This is a genomic window from Couchioplanes caeruleus, assembly GCF_003751945.1.
GTDB classification, from domain to species: Bacteria; Actinomycetota; Actinomycetes; order Mycobacteriales; family Micromonosporaceae; genus Actinoplanes; species Actinoplanes caeruleus.
In genome coordinates this window covers 5,200,074-5,217,185 of sequence record NZ_RJKL01000001.1, presented here as the reverse complement: position 1 = coordinate 5,217,185, position 17,112 = coordinate 5,200,074, and the positions used below count along the sequence as shown (strand labels likewise).

At 70.7% G+C, this 17,112-nt stretch carries 18 protein-coding genes; 10 read left to right on the top strand and 8 right to left on the bottom strand.

Annotation, left to right across the window (positions count from 1 at the left end; genetic code table 11):
• Positions 1–117: 117 nt before the first annotated feature.
• Positions 118–780: a DUF6758 family protein gene (locus EDD30_RS23295; RefSeq protein ID WP_342353746.1), complete on the bottom strand. Its 663-nt coding sequence runs from the start codon at positions 778–780 to the stop codon at positions 118–120.
• A 173-nt stretch (positions 781–953) separates the two neighbouring features.
• Positions 954–1,583 carry a TrmH family RNA methyltransferase gene (locus EDD30_RS23290; protein WP_071803212.1) on the bottom strand — a complete coding sequence of 210 codons (630 nt, stop codon included), beginning with the start codon at positions 1,581–1,583 and terminating at the stop codon, positions 954–956.
• Positions 1,584–2,154: 571 nt separating this feature from the next.
• Here EDD30_RS23290 and trxA point away from each other — a divergent pair.
• The 4 genes from trxA (at position 2,155) to EDD30_RS23270 (ending at position 6,073) form a co-directional block, all read left to right on the top strand.
• Positions 2,155–2,520 (top strand): thioredoxin, encoded by a 366-nt coding sequence (trxA, locus tag EDD30_RS23285; RefSeq protein WP_071803211.1) that lies wholly within the window; start codon positions 2,155–2,157, stop codon positions 2,518–2,520.
• Between the two features lie 155 nt (positions 2,521–2,675).
• Positions 2,676–4,625, top strand: a complete 1,950-nt coding sequence (locus EDD30_RS23280; RefSeq protein WP_071803141.1) for an intein-containing Rv2578c family radical SAM protein — start codon at positions 2,676–2,678, stop codon at positions 4,623–4,625.
• 354 nt (positions 4,626–4,979) lie between these two features.
• Complete coding sequence (locus EDD30_RS23275; protein WP_071803140.1) at positions 4,980–5,387, top strand: CoA-binding protein; 408 nt, start codon at positions 4,980–4,982, stop codon at positions 5,385–5,387.
• Positions 5,388–5,569: 182 nt separating this feature from the next.
• Positions 5,570–6,073 (top strand): DUF4190 domain-containing protein, encoded by a 504-nt coding sequence (locus EDD30_RS23270; RefSeq protein WP_071803139.1) that lies wholly within the window; start codon positions 5,570–5,572, stop codon positions 6,071–6,073.
• A gap of 180 nt (positions 6,074–6,253) precedes the next feature.
• On the opposite strand, the gene EDD30_RS23265 is transcribed toward EDD30_RS23270, so the two are convergent.
• Positions 6,254–7,189, bottom strand: coding sequence for an SDR family NAD(P)-dependent oxidoreductase (locus tag EDD30_RS23265; RefSeq protein ID WP_071803138.1), 936 nt, complete (start codon positions 7,187–7,189; stop codon positions 6,254–6,256).
• 222 nt (positions 7,190–7,411) lie between these two features.
• On the opposite strand from EDD30_RS23265, the gene EDD30_RS40855 reads away from it, so the two are divergent.
• Entirely contained in the window at positions 7,412–7,945 is a 534-nt protein-coding gene (locus tag EDD30_RS40855) for a DUF4190 domain-containing protein (protein ID WP_071803137.1), read from the top strand.
• A gap of 181 nt (positions 7,946–8,126) precedes the next feature.
• On the opposite strand, the gene EDD30_RS23255 is transcribed toward EDD30_RS40855, so the two are convergent.
• Positions 8,127–8,762: a hypothetical protein gene (locus EDD30_RS23255; protein WP_071803136.1), complete on the bottom strand. Its 636-nt coding sequence runs from the start codon at positions 8,760–8,762 to the stop codon at positions 8,127–8,129.
• A 184-nt stretch (positions 8,763–8,946) separates the two neighbouring features.
• Positions 8,947–9,912 (bottom strand): DMT family transporter, encoded by a 966-nt coding sequence (locus tag EDD30_RS23250; RefSeq protein WP_071803135.1) that lies wholly within the window; start codon positions 9,910–9,912, stop codon positions 8,947–8,949.
• 131 nt (positions 9,913–10,043) lie between these two features.
• Here EDD30_RS23250 and EDD30_RS23245 point away from each other — a divergent pair, with 131 nt between their 5' ends.
• Both EDD30_RS23245 and EDD30_RS23240 read left to right on the top strand, forming a co-directional pair.
• Positions 10,044–10,742 (top strand): HAD family hydrolase, encoded by a 699-nt coding sequence (locus EDD30_RS23245; protein WP_071803134.1) that lies wholly within the window; start codon positions 10,044–10,046, stop codon positions 10,740–10,742.
• Positions 10,743–10,754: 12 nt separating this feature from the next.
• Positions 10,755–11,252, top strand: coding sequence for a hypothetical protein (locus EDD30_RS23240; protein WP_071803133.1), 498 nt, complete (start codon positions 10,755–10,757; stop codon positions 11,250–11,252).
• Here EDD30_RS23240 and EDD30_RS23235 read toward each other — a convergent pair.
• Entirely contained in the window at positions 11,249–12,127 is an 879-nt protein-coding gene (locus EDD30_RS23235; protein WP_071803132.1) for a PhzF family phenazine biosynthesis protein, read from the bottom strand. The genes EDD30_RS23240 and EDD30_RS23235 overlap by 4 nt on opposite strands.
• A 27-nt stretch (positions 12,128–12,154) precedes the next feature.
• Here EDD30_RS23235 and EDD30_RS23230 point away from each other — a divergent pair, with 27 nt between their 5' ends.
• The 3 genes from EDD30_RS23230 to EDD30_RS23220 are packed head-to-tail and all read left to right on the top strand — an operon-like array spanning position 12,155 to position 15,191.
• Complete coding sequence (locus tag EDD30_RS23230) at positions 12,155–13,453, top strand: magnesium transporter MgtE N-terminal domain-containing protein (RefSeq protein ID WP_071803131.1); 1,299 nt, start codon at positions 12,155–12,157, stop codon at positions 13,451–13,453.
• A 22-nt stretch (positions 13,454–13,475) separates the two neighbouring features.
• Positions 13,476–14,000: a DUF1003 domain-containing protein gene (locus tag EDD30_RS23225; RefSeq protein WP_071803130.1), complete on the top strand. Its 525-nt coding sequence runs from the start codon at positions 13,476–13,478 to the stop codon at positions 13,998–14,000.
• A 42-nt stretch (positions 14,001–14,042) separates the two neighbouring features.
• The gene (locus EDD30_RS23220) at positions 14,043–15,191 is read left to right on the top strand and encodes an Mrp/NBP35 family ATP-binding protein (protein WP_071803129.1); all 1,149 of its coding nucleotides are present in this window, start codon (positions 14,043–14,045) and stop codon (positions 15,189–15,191) included.
• A 16-nt stretch (positions 15,192–15,207) separates the two neighbouring features.
• Here the strand turns inward: EDD30_RS23220 and EDD30_RS23215 are convergent, their stop codons facing one another.
• Together EDD30_RS23215 and EDD30_RS23210 are read right to left on the bottom strand one after the other, a co-directional pair.
• The gene (locus EDD30_RS23215) at positions 15,208–15,633 is read right to left on the bottom strand and encodes a twin-arginine translocase TatA/TatE family subunit (protein WP_071803128.1); all 426 of its coding nucleotides are present in this window, start codon (positions 15,631–15,633) and stop codon (positions 15,208–15,210) included.
• A gap of 28 nt (positions 15,634–15,661) precedes the next feature.
• Entirely contained in the window at positions 15,662–16,924 is a 1,263-nt protein-coding gene (locus EDD30_RS23210; protein ID WP_071803210.1) for a S1C family serine protease, read from the bottom strand.
• Positions 16,925–17,112 lie beyond the last annotated feature (188 nt).

Here is a 17,112-nt window from a genome sequence, read left to right as displayed (position 1 = left end):
CTCCTCCGTTGCGGGTACGGTCGACGCCGCGGCAACACTCACGGTATCAGTTTCGCTGCTCAGTGTGAACATTGTGTCCGAAAAGCCGATACCGGTCCCGCAGGTCAGCCGAAAAGGTCAGACCCTGCCGTGCAGGTAGGGCGACGGCGCTCCGTACACGAGCTCGGGCGGAATCCCGTCGGACAGGTCGTGCAGCACGACATGCTCGGCGAGGAAGTAGCCCGCGCTTGCGGGCCACGCTACCGCATAGAGCCACATTCCTTTGGCCTCACTCACGTAGGCGCTTCGGTCCTCCGGGGACTTGACGCACCACAGTGGAGTCGGATGCCCACCTGCCTTGATCTTGGCGTGCGGACCGGGTCGCCCACCGCCGTCGCCGAGCGCCTCGGCGATCAGATAACCCGGATCGATGCCGGGAATGCCGGCGAAGCGCGTGCCGAGCCCGACACCGGGCTGCTCGGCGATCAACACCAGGTCGGCCGGCCCGCCGCCGAGCGGATCCGGGCCGCTGCAGGAGAGCGCGGTCGCGCTGACACCCGATCGATCGTCACCCGCCCAGCCGACGCCGGTGACCATCCAGCCGGTCGGAAGCGGCCAAGGACACCACAGGGGCATGCGCCCGACGGATCGAACGGGCTGGCGCAGGGCGCTGTCGAGGATCTCCGGCCCGATGTGGTCGGCCACGTGAAACGGGTGGACGTCGCCACAGTTGTCGCAGCGCCATTCACTGTGCATCAGGTCCGGCGGCCGGACCTGAGCAGCACAACGGGGGCAACTCACCGTGACACCCACCCTCTAAAGGTGCGGGTCGGGGCGGCCTCCGTCAAGCGGATCGGCAGAACCCGAATGGATGGGCAGGCCGGCCCGGATGCCGCCCGGCACGGCGGTCACCCTGCTCAGGGCGGCGCCCCCCGACGACGGGGACCCGTATGTTCCGCAGGGGATCTTCCAGGTCAACTCGGCGGCGGGCCGGCGTGGGCCCGTACCCATGAATGCATTGCGATGCCGCTCGCCACTCCGGCATTGATCGAGCGCGTGGACCCGTACTGGGCGATCGAGAAGAGCTCGCGGCACGCCGCGCGGGCGGGATCGGAAAGTCCGGGACCCTCCTGGCCGAAGAGCAGAATGCATTCCTTCGGCAGGGTGACGGTTTCCATCGGGCGCGAGCCCGGCAGATTGTCGATCCCGATGATGGGCAACCCCGCGCCGGCCGCCCAGTCCGTGAAAGCCTCGATCGTCGGATGATGCCGGACGTGCTGGTACCGATCGGTGACCATCGCACCCCGCCGGTTCCACCGCCGCCGACCGACGATGTGCACCTCGGCCGCGAGAAACGCGTTGGCGTTGCGGACCACGGTCCCGATGTTGAAATCGTGCTGCCAGTTCTCGATCGCGACATGAAACCCGTGCCGCCGGCGGTCAAGATCGGCGACGACGGCCTCGCGGCGCCAGTAGCGATACCGGTCGACGACGTTGCGGCGGTCGCCTTGCTCGAGAAGCTCCGGGTCATAGCGCTCGTCGTCGGGCCAGGGACCCGCCCAGGGCCCGACGCCGACCTCGAGGTGCGGCTCACTCCCGGCCATGGGTGCGGGAAGCCCGCTTTCGGTGATCACCTCGTCGGCCGTCATGGTGCAGGACGGTAACCCCGCAAGCCGCCGCCGTCTCGGCCGGGCTCGCGCCGTAGTGGCCGTGGCGGCCCGGACATGGTGTCGATCATCTCGGATACCGGCCAGGAACGTCACGGCTTGGTCGATCCGTCAGGAGACGCAATGAGCGGCGGGGCCCTCCCCGGCACCCGCCGCCCACGCTCTGTTGAGAAAGAGTTTGCCTTACCGTCCGTGCACATGTGAAGGGTTTTCAAAGTGACCCAGGTCACAGTTAGGTTTGTTATCTATTCGTGCCTACGGGCGATGGGATTGTTATCCCGCTGAGCTGGACAGGGCTGTTGCCGCTGCCCCAGGCACATGGACGCACGCCGATTCGCAGCATATGAAAACTCTCTCCCTACTTTCGGTTACGATCGGGCCTGGCGCGTCCGCCGGCGGGTTCGAAATCGTGCCTCAGACCACGTGCCTCCCGCCTGGGCATGGGAATTGCCGAGGTGGACGATCGGTTGAATGGCCACGTAGCCCCAATCCCGTGGACGGAGAGATCATGGCGACCGTTACGTTGACCGCAGAGAACTTCGATGAGGTGACCGGCAAGGACGGCATCGTGCTGGTCGACTTCTGGGCTAGCTGGTGCGGGCCGTGCGTGCGTTTCGCGCCGACGTACGAGCGCTCCTCGGAGAAGCACCCCGACATCACCTTCGGCAAGGTCGACACCGAGGCACAGCAGGAGCTCGCCGCGAAGTTCGACATCCGCTCGATCCCGACGATCATGGCGGTGCGCGACGGCGTCATCGTCTTCTCGCAGCCGGGAGCCCTCCCCGAGTCCGCGCTCGAGTCCCTGATCGAGCAGGTCGAGAAGCTCGACATGGAAGACGTACGCAAGCAGCTCGCCACCACCGCCACCGAGTAGCGAGGCGACCGCGGCGTCAGGGCCGCACCATAGAACGACGCCGAAGCGCCGCGAGTCCCTCGATTCGCGGCGCTTCGGCGTTCCCAGCCACCGTTGTCCACAGGCCGGGTGAGTCGGCTGGACAGTCGACTCGTACATGTGTTCGAATCTTCGCCATGCGATGGTCTCACCTGTCGGCACCGACCGGCGACGACTCGCTCCAGGACGCAGCGCCAGCGGCCTCACCCCTGCCGCTGGCGCTGCCCGGAGCGACCGTGCGCACGTTCGACACCCCGGGCTTCTCGGGCATGACGTTCTACGAGGTCCGGGCAAAGTCGATCATCAATCGGGTGCCGGGCGCCTCCCGCGTGCCGTTCCAGTGGACAGTCAATCCCTATCGCGGCTGCTCACACGCCTGCTCCTACTGCCTGAGCGGCGACACCCCGATCCTGATGGCCGACGGGTCGACGCGGCCTCTGTCGCAGCTCCGGGTGGGCGACGCGGTGCTCGGCACGATGGGCGCCGGCCCGCACCGGCGGTACGTGGCGACGACCGTCCTCGACCACTGGCCGACGTCGCGACCCGCGTTCCGCGTCACGCTGGCGGACGGCACCCGCCTCGTGGCCAGCGGCGACCATCGGTTCCTCACCGACCGGGGGTGGCGGCACGTCAGCCCCGGTGAGCCGCACCAGCCCGCCCTGGCCGTCGGCGACCGCATGTCCGGCGTGGGTCACTTCGCCGACCCGCCCAAGGAGTCGCCCGACTACAAGACCGGCTTTCTCTGCGGCCTGGTCCGCGGCGACGCGGGCGCCGCCACCGGCCCGCGCGAGGGTGATGCGTGGGTCCGCGCCGACGCCTATCTCGAGGATGTCCCCCTGCACCAGGCGCTGCGCTGGCCGGAGACGGCCTCGGGCGAGTGGCACAGAGGCTTCCTGGCCGGCGCGTTCGGTGCCACCGGATCGGCGGACCGCCTGGCCGTCGTGTTCACCAGCCGCGACCACGGATTTCTCGACCGGGTGACCGACGCCCTCACGCACCTCGGCCTGCCCAGCGGGCGCCCGCCTCACCCCCAGCTCGGCGGCGTCTACTCGGTTGAGGTGGCCCGCGACCTGTGGGCCGCCCTGCGGTTTCGGCACCTCACCGGAGTGAGCGAGGCACCGCTGGACGCTTCCGGAGTCGGCGTGCGCAGCGATGCCGAGCTGACCGTCGCCGACATCGAGGAGCTCGGGCTGACGCTCCCGCTCTACGACATCACCACCGGCACCGGGGACTTCATCGCCGACGGGGTGGTGAGCCACAACTGCTTCGCCCGGAACACGCACACCTACCTCGACCTCGACGCCGGTCACGACTTCGACTCCAAGGTGGTCGTCAAGGTGAACGCCGGTGAGCTGGTGCGCCGTGAGCTCGCCGCGCCACGATGGACCGGTGCACCCATCGCCATGGGGACCAACGTGGACGTCTACCAGCGGGCCGAGGGCCGGTATGGCCTGATGCCACAGATCCTGGCGGCGCTGCGCGACTTCGCCAACCCGTTCTCCATCCTGACGAAGGGCACCTTGATCCTGCGCGACCTGGCGCTGCTCCGGCAGGCGGCCACGGTGACGACGGTAGGGCTGGCGTTCTCCGTCGGATTCCTCGACGAGAGCCTGTGGCGAGCGGTCGAGCCCGGCACGCCCAGCCCCCGGCGGCGCCTCGACGCGGTCCGCCGCCTGGCCGACGCCGGCTTCTCGGTCAGCGTCCTGATGGCACCGATCCTCCCCGGTCTCACCGACACCGACGGGTCCATCGAGGAAACGGTCCAGGCGATAGCGGCCGCCGGAGCGACCAGCGTGACCCCGCTCGCCCTCCACCTGCGCCCCGGGGCCCGCGAGTGGTATGCCGCCTGGCTGACCCGCGAACACCCCGACCTGGCACCCCGCTACCGAGAGCTGTTCCGCGGCGGCTCCTACCTGCCGCAGCCGCTCCAGAACGAGATCGCCGCCCGGGTACGCCTGGCGGCCCGCCGCCACGGCCTGCACCGCGCGGCCCCAGCCGAGGCACGCCAGGTCGCAAGCGACAAGGACACCACCGGCAACGCGGCGACGATCAGGCAGGAAGAGCCCCGCCAGCTCACGCTGATGTGACCCCCGGCGCCGTCCCTGCGGAGACCCCGGCCACCGCACACGCGAACCCCGCCCGCACAGGCGAACCCCGCCCGCACACGCGAACCCCGCCCGCACACGCCGGCCCCGCCCGCACACGCCGGCCCCGCCCGCACACGCCGGCCCCGCCCGCACACCCGGGGCCCGGCCGCCCCAGGACATCCAGGTCACAGGTCAGCGCGGCGGCGACGGTCAGCCACCGCCAGGGCGGGCGGAGAGGTCGGTAGGTGCTGGCGTTGTTGCTCAGGAGGTGTTGATGGCTGTGAGACCGCGCGGGGCGCCGAAATCCCGTCGGGTTCGCGTGGTCCATCGGCCGTGCGTCGATAGAGTCGAGACATGAGGAGTGCACAGCAGATCTTGGCGGAGGCGAATGTCATCGCCGTCGTCGGCGCCTCTCGCGAGCCCCGCAAGCCGTCGCACTCCGTGCCGCTTCAGATGCTCCGACACGGCTGGAAGATCATCCCGGTCAACCCGTTCGTCGACGAGGTGTTCGGCGTCAAGACCGTGCCGACCCTGGCCGACCTGCCCGAACCCGTCGATCTGGTCAACATCTTCCGTCCCGCGGCCGACGCCGTGGAGATCGTCCGCCAGGCCGCGGCCGTCAAGGCGCCTGCGGTGTGGCTCCAGACCGGCATCGTCTCCGCCGAGGCCCGCCGCATCGCCGCCGAGGCCGGCATGGACTACGTCGAGGACCTCTGCCTCGCCGTCGAGCGTGCCGTCGGCAACCTCACCAAGCTGCGGTGACGGCCTGGTGACAGCGGTGCTGCCTCACGATGCTCGGGCATGCCCGCCGGGACGGTGGCTGAACGGGCCGCGGGCTGTCCCTGACGGGTTGTGACAACCGGGGACTGCTAGACACGCGGTATCGGGATGACTCGACGTCCTCGCAGGCTAGTACGGTGCCGGGTGAACTAGGAGGACCACTGATGACCTACCCACCGCCGCCCGGTGGCACGCCGGACCCGTATCAGCCGCAGCAGCCCTATGGGCAGCAGCCGCCCTACGATCCCACCTCGCCGTACTCGCAGGACCCCTACGCGGCTCCGTCCAGCGGTGCGCCGTCGAGTGGGCAACCGTACGGGCAGCCGCCGCCGTACGGAATGCCTACCAGCGGGCAGCCCTACGGTAAGCAGCAGTACCCGCCGCCGGGTTACGGCCAGCCGTACGCCCAGCAGCCCTATGGCCAGATGCCGGCGCCGACCAACACGATGGCGATCCTGAGCCTGGTGTTCGCCTTCGTCTTCCCTCCCGCCGGCATCGTCATGGGCCATGTGGCGAAGAAGCAGATGCGCAGCAGCGGCGAGTCCGGGGACGGGCTGGCCACCGCCGGGCTGTGGGTGAGCTACATCATCACCGGTCTATACGTGCTCTTTTGCGCTTCCTTGGCCATCATCCCGCTCCTTGCGGCCGCCACCACCAGCACCGCCTGACATACGGGCGCCCGGTGGACAAGCGATCCACCGGGCGGTGCGGCGCTGACTGCTGGTCACGGAGACGGCTGCCCTTGTCTGAGGTCACGCAACCGTGTGCGCTCAGAGACCCCGGCCTGCCGCTTGCATCCAGGCGTAAATGACGGCTGTGCTGCCGAAGTCACCGCAGCGGGGCAGCCGTCAGCGGAATTCCGCCTCCCGGACGCTGTTACCGCCGTCGACCACCAGCATCTGGCCGGTGATGTACGACGCCGCCGGAGAGCAGAGGAAGGCGATCGCAGCCGCTACCTCGTCCGGAGTGCCGGGGCGGCCGATCGGCGTGCCGAGGCCCTGCTTGATCTCGGTCACGGTCGAGGCCGCCGTGTAGATGGTGCCGGGGGCGACGCAGTTCACGTTGATGCCGTCCGCCACCAGTTCCATGGCGAGTGCCCTGGTCAGGCCGACCACGCCGGCCTTGGCCGCGGCGTAGGCGGCCTCGGTGGGAAGGGCGTTGATCGGACCCGCGGTGGCGGCGAGGTTGACGATGCGGCCCCAGCCTCGTTCCGACATTCCGCCGACGAAGGCCCGGCTGCACAGGAAGGCCGTGCTCAGGTTACGGTCGATCTCCGCCCGCCATTCGTCGTACGTGAGCTGGGCGACCGGCCGGAGCACCTCCGGGCTGGTGCGGCTCGCCAGGCCGGCGTTGTTCACCAGGACCTCGACGTCGCCGAGCTGGTCCGTGATCGCGTCGGCGAGCGCGCCCACCTCCGCCTCGTCGGTCAGATCGGCGACGAAGCCGGTCACGCCGAGCTCCGTCGCACGGTCGTGGATGCGGCGGGTCGTGGAGACGATCGCAACGCGGGCCCCGAGGTCGCGCAGGCGGCGCGCGGTCGCGTACCCGATGCCGTCGGGACTGCCCGCGCCCGTGACCAGGGCGACCTTGCCGTCCAGGCGGAGGGTGACGGGGGCCTCGCCGGCCTCGGGCGCGACGTCCTCGGTCTCCACCGGTGCGGACTCCGCGGCGAGCGGCTCGGACTCGAGGGCGGAGGCGGCGGAACGGGGCCGGCGGCCGGCCGCCGGGCGCGTGGCGTCCCGCCTCGACCGGCTACCAGTGGTGGAACGGGCGTCGAAGACCATGCGGCGATCCTGCCCGCTCGCGCGCAGAGGGGCAAACATCGACTCAATCGTGGCGCACATCATGTCCTGCGAACGCGGCACCCAGGGTGTCACCGTGAGAGCTGACCGGAACGGCTATCCGGGCGCGACGGATGGGTGCCGGACGTCACCGTCAGCGGGACTACGCCCCGCGACGGAGCCTTCTATCCTGGGCGGAACGTACGCGCCGGACGGAGGCTTTTCGTGACCTACCCACCGACGCCTGCACCGGACGGCAGCCAGCCTCCGCCGCATGACCCGCTGATCCAGGCCTACCAGCCACTGCCGCCCTATGGGTCGCCCCAGGGGTATGCGCCGCCGCAGGCCTACCAGGTGCCGGCGGCGCAGGATCCCTACGCGCCCGGTGCGCCCGCTCCCTACGGTTACGCGGCCGGACAGCAGGTCCCGTACGACTACGGCTATGCCGGAAGCCCGTACGGATACTCGCAGTACCCGCCCGGCCCCCGACCCACGGACGGCATGGCGATCGCCTCGCTGGTCGTCTCCTGCGTCTCGATCGTGGGGCTCTGCGGCTTCTGGCTCGGGGGCATCCTCGGCGTGGTCGGTGCGATTCTCGGCCATGTCGCCCGGAGGCGGATCCGGCAGTCGGGGGCGAACGGCGGCGGCATGGCGCTGGCCGGCATCATCGTCGGCTGGGTCGTGACAGCCATCGCCCTGACCGTCGGGGTCGTGGTGGGCGTGCTCATCGCCAACGACCCCTCGAGCACCACCTTCTGAGCCACGGCCGGCCCGAGCGGCACCCACTGAACCATGGTCGGCCCGAGCGGCACCCACTGAACCACGGCCGGCCCGAGCGGCACCCACTGAACCACGGCCGGCCCGAGCGGCACCCACTGAACCACGGCCGGCTCGAATCGCGGCCGAGCAGTTCACACAGCGCCGAGAGCGCCGCCGGGCCTCAGCCGCCGTCCTGGGGTGCGGTCGGTACGCCTCGGCTGCGGACGGGGGTCACCGGGCCTTCCTCGACGAAGATGAGCGGCGCGGACCGGCCGTAGTGGCGACGCATCTCGCGACGGGCCCGTTCGACGTCCTGGGTGCCTATCTCGATGCCGACGCCGTCGTGGCGGGCCGAGATCGTGGAGATGCGGACTCCCCGGCTCTTCCACGTGTCCAGGTCCGCGGTGATGCCGGCCTGCCAGCCCGCCAGCTCGCTCAGGCTGTGCTCGGCGTCGCGGACGAAGATGCACGCGTCCTGCGCCGCCCGGCGGATGAAGTCGTCGAATGTCGCCGACGGCACCCGGTAGACGATGGCGCGTACGCGTTCCTGGTCGACCTCGAGGCCCGCATAGCTGCCGGCGTGGTCCGTGCGGCCGCCGGCGTCGATGCGGGCCATGGCCGCCGCCAGGCGCTCGGACGTCACCGGCACCACGTGACCGCCGACCGTCATTGTTTCCGGGCTACGCGAGAACTCACAGCCCGCCGTGGTCCAGCCGCCGAGCAGTCCCGGCTGGTTGATCTCCGGTTCCTCACAGGCTCCGGTCATGAGCACCGCTCCGAGCAGCAGACGGCCCAGCGGACATCGAAAGCGGCGCATCGCATCTTCCCTCTCTACCGCGCGCGGCGGCAGTTCGCCAAGGGTTCAACGAGGCTCATCCGGCACCGGGACGGCGCCGGAGACGCGGCAGGAAGCGAGGAACCACCCGGGAAGCCCGGCCGGGGAAGCCAGGGCCTAGCGGGAAGCCGGGCCAGCGGGAAACCAGGGCCCGGCGGGAAGCCGCCTAGTGACCAGCGCCGCTGGGCGTCGGGTCGGCGGCGTCCGCCAGCGACGCCGACGCCGTTGCCGCCGAGCGGCTCCGCGCCCCCGCAAGGATCACCACGGCAACCCCCACGACCAGCAACGCGAGCCCGGGCAACGCTTCGGCCCGCGGAGTCTGACCCAGCCACGCCCACGCCAGCAGTGCGGCCCCGGGAACCTCCAGCAGGATGAGCACGCTGACCGTCGTCGCGGTCACCCGATGCAACGCGTAGTTGAACATCGAATGTCCGAGAAGCTGGGCGCCGATCACGAGGGCGAGGATCGCCGCCCAGGTGCGCTGGTCGTAGCCGGTCATCCGGACGCCTGCGATCAGGCACACCGCCAGCAACAGCGCCGCGCAGGTCCCGTAGCAGGCCCAGGTGTACGTGGTAGTGCTCAGCCGGGCGCGGGCACGCTCACCGAAGGCCGTGTAGACCGCGGCCGCCATGGCTCCCAGGAGCGCGAGCACATCCGCGACGACCGCCTGGGCCGAGACGCCGATGTCCACTCCGGTCGCCCAGGCGACTCCGATCACGGCCAGCAGGATTCCCGCCCAGCCGAGCCGTGACGGCGATCCGCCCCGGACCCGGCTCCAGGAGGGAAGGGCCGCGGCGAGCAGACCCTGCCACACCGGCTGCGTCGCCACCAGGGCCGTCGCGGTGGCCACCGAGCCGAGTTGGACGCTCGGCATCCAGGTGGCGAAGTGCGCCGCCAGCGCAACGCCGGCCAGGACGCAGTACAGACCGTCGGCACTCAGCAGGGTCCGCACCTCCGCCCGCCGCGGTCCGGCGCTGATCGGGGTCAGCGCCGCGAAGGCGATCGCGTTGCGCCAGAACGCCACGGCCAGGGCCGGGGCCGCGGCGAAGGCGATCAGCGGCGCCGAGGAGGAGACGGCGACCACAGCGATGAATAAAGCGGCGACGGTGAGGTATGCGGGTGTCTCGCGCATATCATCCCCGGCCGTCGCTTGTTGCACATCTACACGTCACAGTTTGTTGACCTCTGTTGAGCGGAAAGTGAAGCGATCGTTACGCTCACCGCCGATACCCATCGGTCAATCCCCCTGGAGTGTGGTTTTCGATGCCCGCCTACCAAGCGGTGCTGTTCGATTTCTTCGGCACTTTGACACGATCCGTCAAGCGCGGACCACAGCACGCCGATATCGCACGGGCGCTCGGATGCGATCCCGACGCCGTCCTGAGTGTCCTGGACCGTACCTTCCAGGTCCGGGCCCGCGGACAGCTGGGTTCGGCCGAGGCCACCCTGCGGTGGGTCACCGAGCAGGCGGGCGGCAGCCCGCTGGCGGCGCAGGTGCAGGCCGCGGTGCCGGCCAGGATCAACGCGTTGCGGGCGGACACCCAGCTCCGCTCCGACGCGGAGAGCGTCCTCGCCGCCGTGAAGCGCCGGGGACTGCGGACCGCCCTGATCAGCGACTGCACGCACGAGCTGCCCGCGTTCCTGCCGAGCATGCCGATCGCCCCGCTGCTGGACGTCAGTGTCTTCTCCGTCGAGGTCGGACGCTGCAAGCCGGACCCCCTGATCTACCTGGAGGCCTGCTGGCGGTTGCAGGTCGCGCCGGAGGATTGCCTCTACGTGGGTGATGGCGGCAGCCAGGAGCTGACCGGCGCGGCGGCGGTGGGAATGACCCCGATCCGGCTGAGCGCGCCCGACCTGGCCGACCACCTCGTCTTCAACCACGACGAGGACTTCGCCGGGCCGAGCGTGTCGTCGCTTTCCGCGATCGTCGACCTGCTGGACCGCGTACCCGTGCTCAACTGAGAAGATGGTCCGGTGACGACCGAGCTCGTGTCCGAGGCGATCAAGAAGGCCGGCATCGCCTGGATCAGCGTCGACGACCGGCCGGCCATCGGTCTGTGGGTCCTGCCGCTCGACGGCACCCTCATCGTGCTGAGCGGCCCGGGCGAGCAGGCCGCGCCCGGGCTGGCCGAGGCGGCCACCGCCCAGGTGCGCCTCCGCGGCGACACCGGCGGGCTCATCGTCATCGCCGACACGCGCGTGGAGCGGCTCGTCCCCGGCACCGAGGCCTGGGACGAGATCGCTCCGCAGCTCGCCGCCAAGCGTCTGAACGCCGCCGGCACGGCCGAGGAGCAGGTGGCGCGGTGGGCCGCGACCGGATGCGCGATCGTCCGCCTCACCCCGTCGGACGCTACGCCGGTCGCCGCGCCGGAGCTGTCCGCGGAGTCGGGGGCGGCACCACCACGGGAAACCCCGGCACGGGTCCCGGTCCGCCGCCCCTTCCGCCTTCATCGGGTACGCAAGAAGCGCTAGCCGACGAACGGCGGCACCGCGATCTCCCCCCTGGCGATCGGCACCACGTGACCCGCCACCGTCGCCGACGTGGCCGCGCCCGACGACGCCGTCACCGTGCACTCCAGCAGCGACGGCCGGTGCATCTCCAGGCCCTGGTGCACCGTGTACGCCGTCGTACCCTCGCCGGGCAGTCGGCCGTTGGCGACCAGCCACACGCCCAGTCCCAGCGCCGCCGATCCGGTCGCCGGGTCCTCCGGCACCGCCACTGCGGGGCAGAACACCCGGGCGTACGCGGTGCGGGTCGCGTCGTCCCAGGCGAAGACACTGATCTGGGAGACCCCGGCCTGCGCCGCCCGAGCGGTGTCCGCCCAGGCCCGGGCCAGCGCCCGGCGCTCGACCGGCAGATACACGAACTCCAGGCCGCACCCGGCCGCCGACGGGGTCGCCGAACCGCCGGCATAGTCGTCGGCGGCGAGCCCGGTGAGCTCCAGCAGCACCTCGGGCGCGAACTCCCTGCCCTTCGTCGGCGTACCGCCGGTCAGGGCCGCCGAGCCCGCGTCCGACACCACGACGGGCAGCAGTCCCGCCCCGCATTCCTGCACGACGCGCCCGGCCGCCGCGAGTCCCCGCCGTACCGATGTGACCGCCGCGCCGATGCTGGGGTGACCGGCGAACGGCAGCTCCTCCTCCGGGGTGAAGATCCGCGCGCGGTACGTGGCCTCGATGTCGGACGGCGGCAGCACGAACACCGTCTCCGAAAGGTGGAACTCGCGTGCCAGCATCTGCATCTGGTCACCGGCGAGCGCTTCGGCGCCGTACACCACCGCCAGCGGGTTTCCCGCGAACGGGCGGTTGGTGAAGACGTCCACGATCTCGTACGCGAGGCTCGACATGAAGTGACGCTAACCTAGGCTGACCCTGTGACCATGGGGACGAGGGTTTATCTGGCGCGGCTCGCCGCTCTGCCCGTGTTCGACCCCAACGGCGACCGAGTGGGCCGGGTTCGCGACGCCGTGGTGCGGCTGCGGACCACCAACCGGCCGCCGCAGGTCGTCGGGCTGGTGGCGGAGATGGCGCTGCGACGACGGATCTTCCTGCCGATCGGGCGGGTCACCTCGATGGACGCCGAAGCGGTCGTGCTCAGCACCGGCACCCTCAACCTGCGCCGGTTCGAGAAGCGGCCCAACGAGCTGCTGGTGCTCGAGGATCTGCTGGACCGCCGGGTCAGCATCACCGCCGAGGACGGCAACCAGCCGCCGAAGTCCGGGACCGTCGTCGACCTGGGCATGGACCTCAACCGCAACAACGAGTGGCTGGTCACCCGGGTCGCCGTACGCCAGCACACCGGCCGGCTCGCCCGGCGCGGGCACACGTACCAGGTGGAGTACGACCGGATCCGCGGCCTGGTCGGCGCGACCGACATGCAGGGCAGCGCCAACCTCGTCGCTCTGCTGGAGCAGATGCGCCCGGCCGACATGGCGAACGCCCTGCAGGACCTCTCCGACGCGCGGCGCAACGAGGTGGCCGCGGCGCTGAGCGACCGCACCCTGGCCGACGTCCTGGAAGAGCTGCCGGAACACGACCAGGTGGAGATCCTGGTACGGCTGGACCGCGAGCGCGCCGCCGACGTGCTCGAACGCATGGACCCGGACGACGCCGCCGACCTTCTCGCCGAGCTGCCGAAACCGGAACAGACGATCCTGCTGGACCTGATGGAGCCCGAGGAGGCGGCCCCGGTCCGGCAGCTCATGAGCTATACGCCGGGCACCGCCGGCTCGGTCATGACCTCGGAGCCGGTGATCCTGCCGCCGGACGCGACCGTGGCCGAGGCGCTGGCGCGCATCCGCGAGCCGGAGTTGTCCCCGGTCGTCGCCGCCCAGGTCTTCGTCGCCCGGGCGCCGTCCGCGACGCCGAGCGGGAAGTATCTGGGCATGGTCCATTTCCAGCGGCTGCTGCGGGAGCCACCGTCGTCGATCCTGGGCGGGCTCATCGAGACGGACATCGACCCGCTGCAGCCGGAGGCCAACCTCACCGAGATCACCCGCCGGATGGCGACCTACGACCTGGTCGCGATGCCGGTCGTGGACAGCGCCTACCGGCTGGTGGGCGCCGTCACGGTCGACGACGTCCTGGACCACTCGCTGCCGCGCGACTGGCGGGACCGCGACGTCAACGACGACGAGTACGACGCGGGCATCCTGCCGGGAGCCGGGGCATGACCGAGACGACGGGTGACCGGGCATGAGCGAAATGCGCAGGGACCGGCTGGACCAGCCGGTGGAGCCGGGCCGCGTCCGGCTGCCCCGGTTCGACCCGGAGGCCTTCGGGCAGTGGTCGGAGAACATCGCCCGCTACATGGGTACGGCCAAGTTCATCGTCTACATGACCGTGCTCATCGGGGCATGGTTCGCGTGGAACACGCTGGCGCCCAAGCCGATGCGCTTCGACCCGTACACCTTCACCTTCCTGACGTTGATCTTGTCCTTGCAGGCGTCCTATGCCGCTCCGCTGATCCTGCTCGCGCAGAACCGGCAGACCGACCGGGACCGCCTCGCGATGGACGAGGACCGGCGACGGGCGGCGATGCAGAAGGCGGACACCGAGTATCTGGCCCGGGAGATCGCCGCGCTGCGCATCGCGCTGGGCGAGGTGGCGACGCGCGACTTCGTCCGCTCCGAGCTGGCTCGCCTCGCCGATGAGCTGGACGAAGCCGCCCATCGCAGGCAGAAGCTGGAACGCAAGGAGTGGGAGGAAGAGCACTCCTGACGCCGGCGAAAGCACTCCCGGCATCAACGTAAGCTTGTCGGCATGTCCGCACCCGCCCCCACCCTCGAGGAAGCCGTCCAGGCCGCCCTCGCCACGGTCGACGACCCCGAGATCCGCCGGCCGATCACCGAGCTCGGCATGGTGAAGGGCTTCACCGTCGCCGGCGGCAAGGTCACGGTCGAGCTGCTGCTCACCGTCGCCGGCTGCCCGCTGAGGGACAAGCTGACCACCGACATCACCGCCGCGGTGACGAAGATCGCCGGCATCGAGTCGGTGGAGATCGACTTCGGCGTGATGAACGAGGAGCAGCGCAAGGCCCTGCAGGCCACGCTGCGCGGCGGCGGCCAGAGCGCCGAGCCGGTCATCCCGTTCGCCCAGCCCGGCTCCAAGACCCGGGTGTACGCGGTGGCCAGCGGCAAGGGCGGCGTCGGCAAGTCCAGCGTCACGGTGAACCTGGCCGCGGCGCTCGCCAAGCGCGGCCTGTCGGTCGGTGTCATCGACGCCGACATCTACGGCCACTCGGTACCGCGCATGCTGGGCGTCGACGGCAAGCCCACCCGGGTCGAGGACATGATCATGCCGCCGCAGGCGCACGGCGTGAAGGTCATCTCGATCGGCATGTTCACCGCGGGCAACGCCGCCGTGGTGTGGCGCGGCCCGATGCTGCACCGCGCGCTGCAGCAGTTCCTCGCCGACGTGTTCTGGGGCGAGCTCGACGTGCTGCTGCTCGACCTGCCCCCGGGCACCGGCGACGTGGCCATCTCCCTGGCCCAGCTCCTGCCGAACGCGGAGATCCTGGTCGTCACGACCCCTCAGGCCGCGGCCGCGGAGGTGGCCGAGCGGGCCGGCGCGATCGCGCTGCAGACCCACCAGCGCCTGGTCGGTGTGGTGGAGAACATGTCGTGGCTCGAGCTGCCGGACGGCAGCCGCATGGAGGTCTTCGGCGCGGGCGGCGGCGAGACGGTGGCGTCGTCCCTGTCACGGACGGTGGGTGCCTCGGTGCCGCTGCTGGGTCAGGTGCCGCTGGACACCCGGGTGCGCGAGGCGGGCGACGGCGGCACGCCGATCGTCCTGGCCGATCCCTCGGCGCCGGCGGCCAAGGCCCTCGACGCGGTGGCTGATCGGCTCGCCATCCGGCGCGAGTCCCTCGTCGGCAAGCCTCTGGGACTCATGGTCAACACCCGCCGCTGAGGTCGTTCCCCCCGCCCTAGGTGGCGTCGATGTCGAAGGACGCCGCGGGCGGGGTGGATGGTGCCTTCTGCGGGGGCGCGGCAGGGGCGGTGTGGTGAGCCTTGAAGTCGGCGGCCGCGGCGACCTCCTCGAGGTCGGACTTCACCCCGGTGAGGTCGCTCTTGACGTCGTCGAAGAGGCCCTGGAGCGGCTTGCGGATCGCCGCCTCGTCTTCCTCGCTGAGCAGGTGCTTGCGGATGAACGCCTTCGGGTGCAGGTCCTGGAGCTGGATATCCGTGCCCAGCTCCCGGCTGAGGTCGCTGGTGGCGTTCTGGGCCATCGCTCGCAGGCCGCGCAGCATCCGCAGCCCGTCCCCGATCACCTTGGGCAGGCGCTCGCCGAAGATCAGCAGGGCGAGCAGGAGCAGCGCGATGATCTCCGTCCAGTTCAGGTTCTCGAACACGGCGGCCTCCCCTGCCCGTGAGGGCCTTTCACTTGGCGTCGGCTGCCAAGGTTACTGAGGCGGTCTTGGTGCCGGTGCCCCGGCGGTACTCCACCGATACCGTCGAGCCGGGCGCATACTTGCGGACCAGGGCGATCAGGTCCGTGCCGTCTTCCAGAACGTGTCCGTCGATCTTGGTGATGACGTCGCCGGACTTCAGGCCCGCGGTGGCCGCCGGGCCCGCCGCCTGCACCGAGCGCAGCCGCGCCCCGCTGGCGCTGCCGGAACCCGTGGCGCCGCCTGCGGACACCTCGGCGCCGATCACCGTACGCCGGGCCTTGCCGGTGTCGATGATGTCCTGGGCGATGCGTTTGGCCTGATTGATCGGGATGGCGAAGGCGAGGCCGATGTTGCCGGCCTCCGTCTCGGTGCCGCCCACCGAGCGGATCACCGAGTTGACCCCGATGACGCGGCCGGCGGCGTCGACCAGCGGGCCGCCCGAGTTGCCCTGGTTGACGGCGGCGTCGGTCTGCACCGCCGCGTAGTAGCGCGTCGTGCCGCCCGGGTCGCCGGCCTGGATGGTGCGGTCCAGGGCGCTGACGATGCCCTGCGTCACCGTGTTGTTGAGGGCGAGCGGCGAGCCGAAGGCCAGCACCGGGTCGCCGACGGCGATCGAGTCCGAGTCGCCGAACTGCACCGCCGGAAGATCACCTTTGGAGACTTTGATCACTGCGATGTCGGACTCGGGATCGCGTCCGACGAGGGTCGCGCCTGCCGTGGAACCGTCGCTGAACGACACGGACAGCGTGTCGTCGGCGCCTTCCACGACGTGGTCGTTCGTGATGACGTAGCCGTCCTTGGTCGCCACGAATCCGGAACCGATGGCACCGGACACCCGCACCGTCACCACGCTGGGCTGCACCTGCTTCGCGACACCGGCGAGGGAGTCGGGGGCCCGCTGGGCCGCCCCCGGTGCCGCCAGCGGAGGGCCACCGAGCTGCGTGCCGCCGCCGAAGCCGCTGCGGGTAGCGAACACGAAACCGAGCGTGCCGCCCAGGCCACCGGCGAGCAGGGCTGTGACCAGGCAGATCAGCAGGATGGGGGCGAGCGAGCGGCGGGGCGCGTCGGGGTCGGTGACCGCCTCGGGCTGCGGTACGGCCGTAGGCGGCGCACTCGGCATGACGACGGCGGACGGAGCGTAGGGGTCACGCCACGGATCGGTCAGCGCGTCGGACCACCAGGGTGAACCGCCCGCCGGGGGCGGAGCGGCCGGCGGCGGTTGAGGCTGGCGCCAGTTCCAGCCGTCGGTCACGTCGGGGCCTCCACTCGTCGTCTGCTCCCCCTCCAGGATGACACGGATCGGCATGGATCATCCGCACAGTCGCCGCCCGGAAGGTCCACTCGCCGCTTTCCGCCGCCGAAGTCCCGGTGCGCGAAGGGTGACCGTCGCTCTACGCTCATACCCGATGTGCACCGGTTCTCCTTCCGCGCATCCATCAC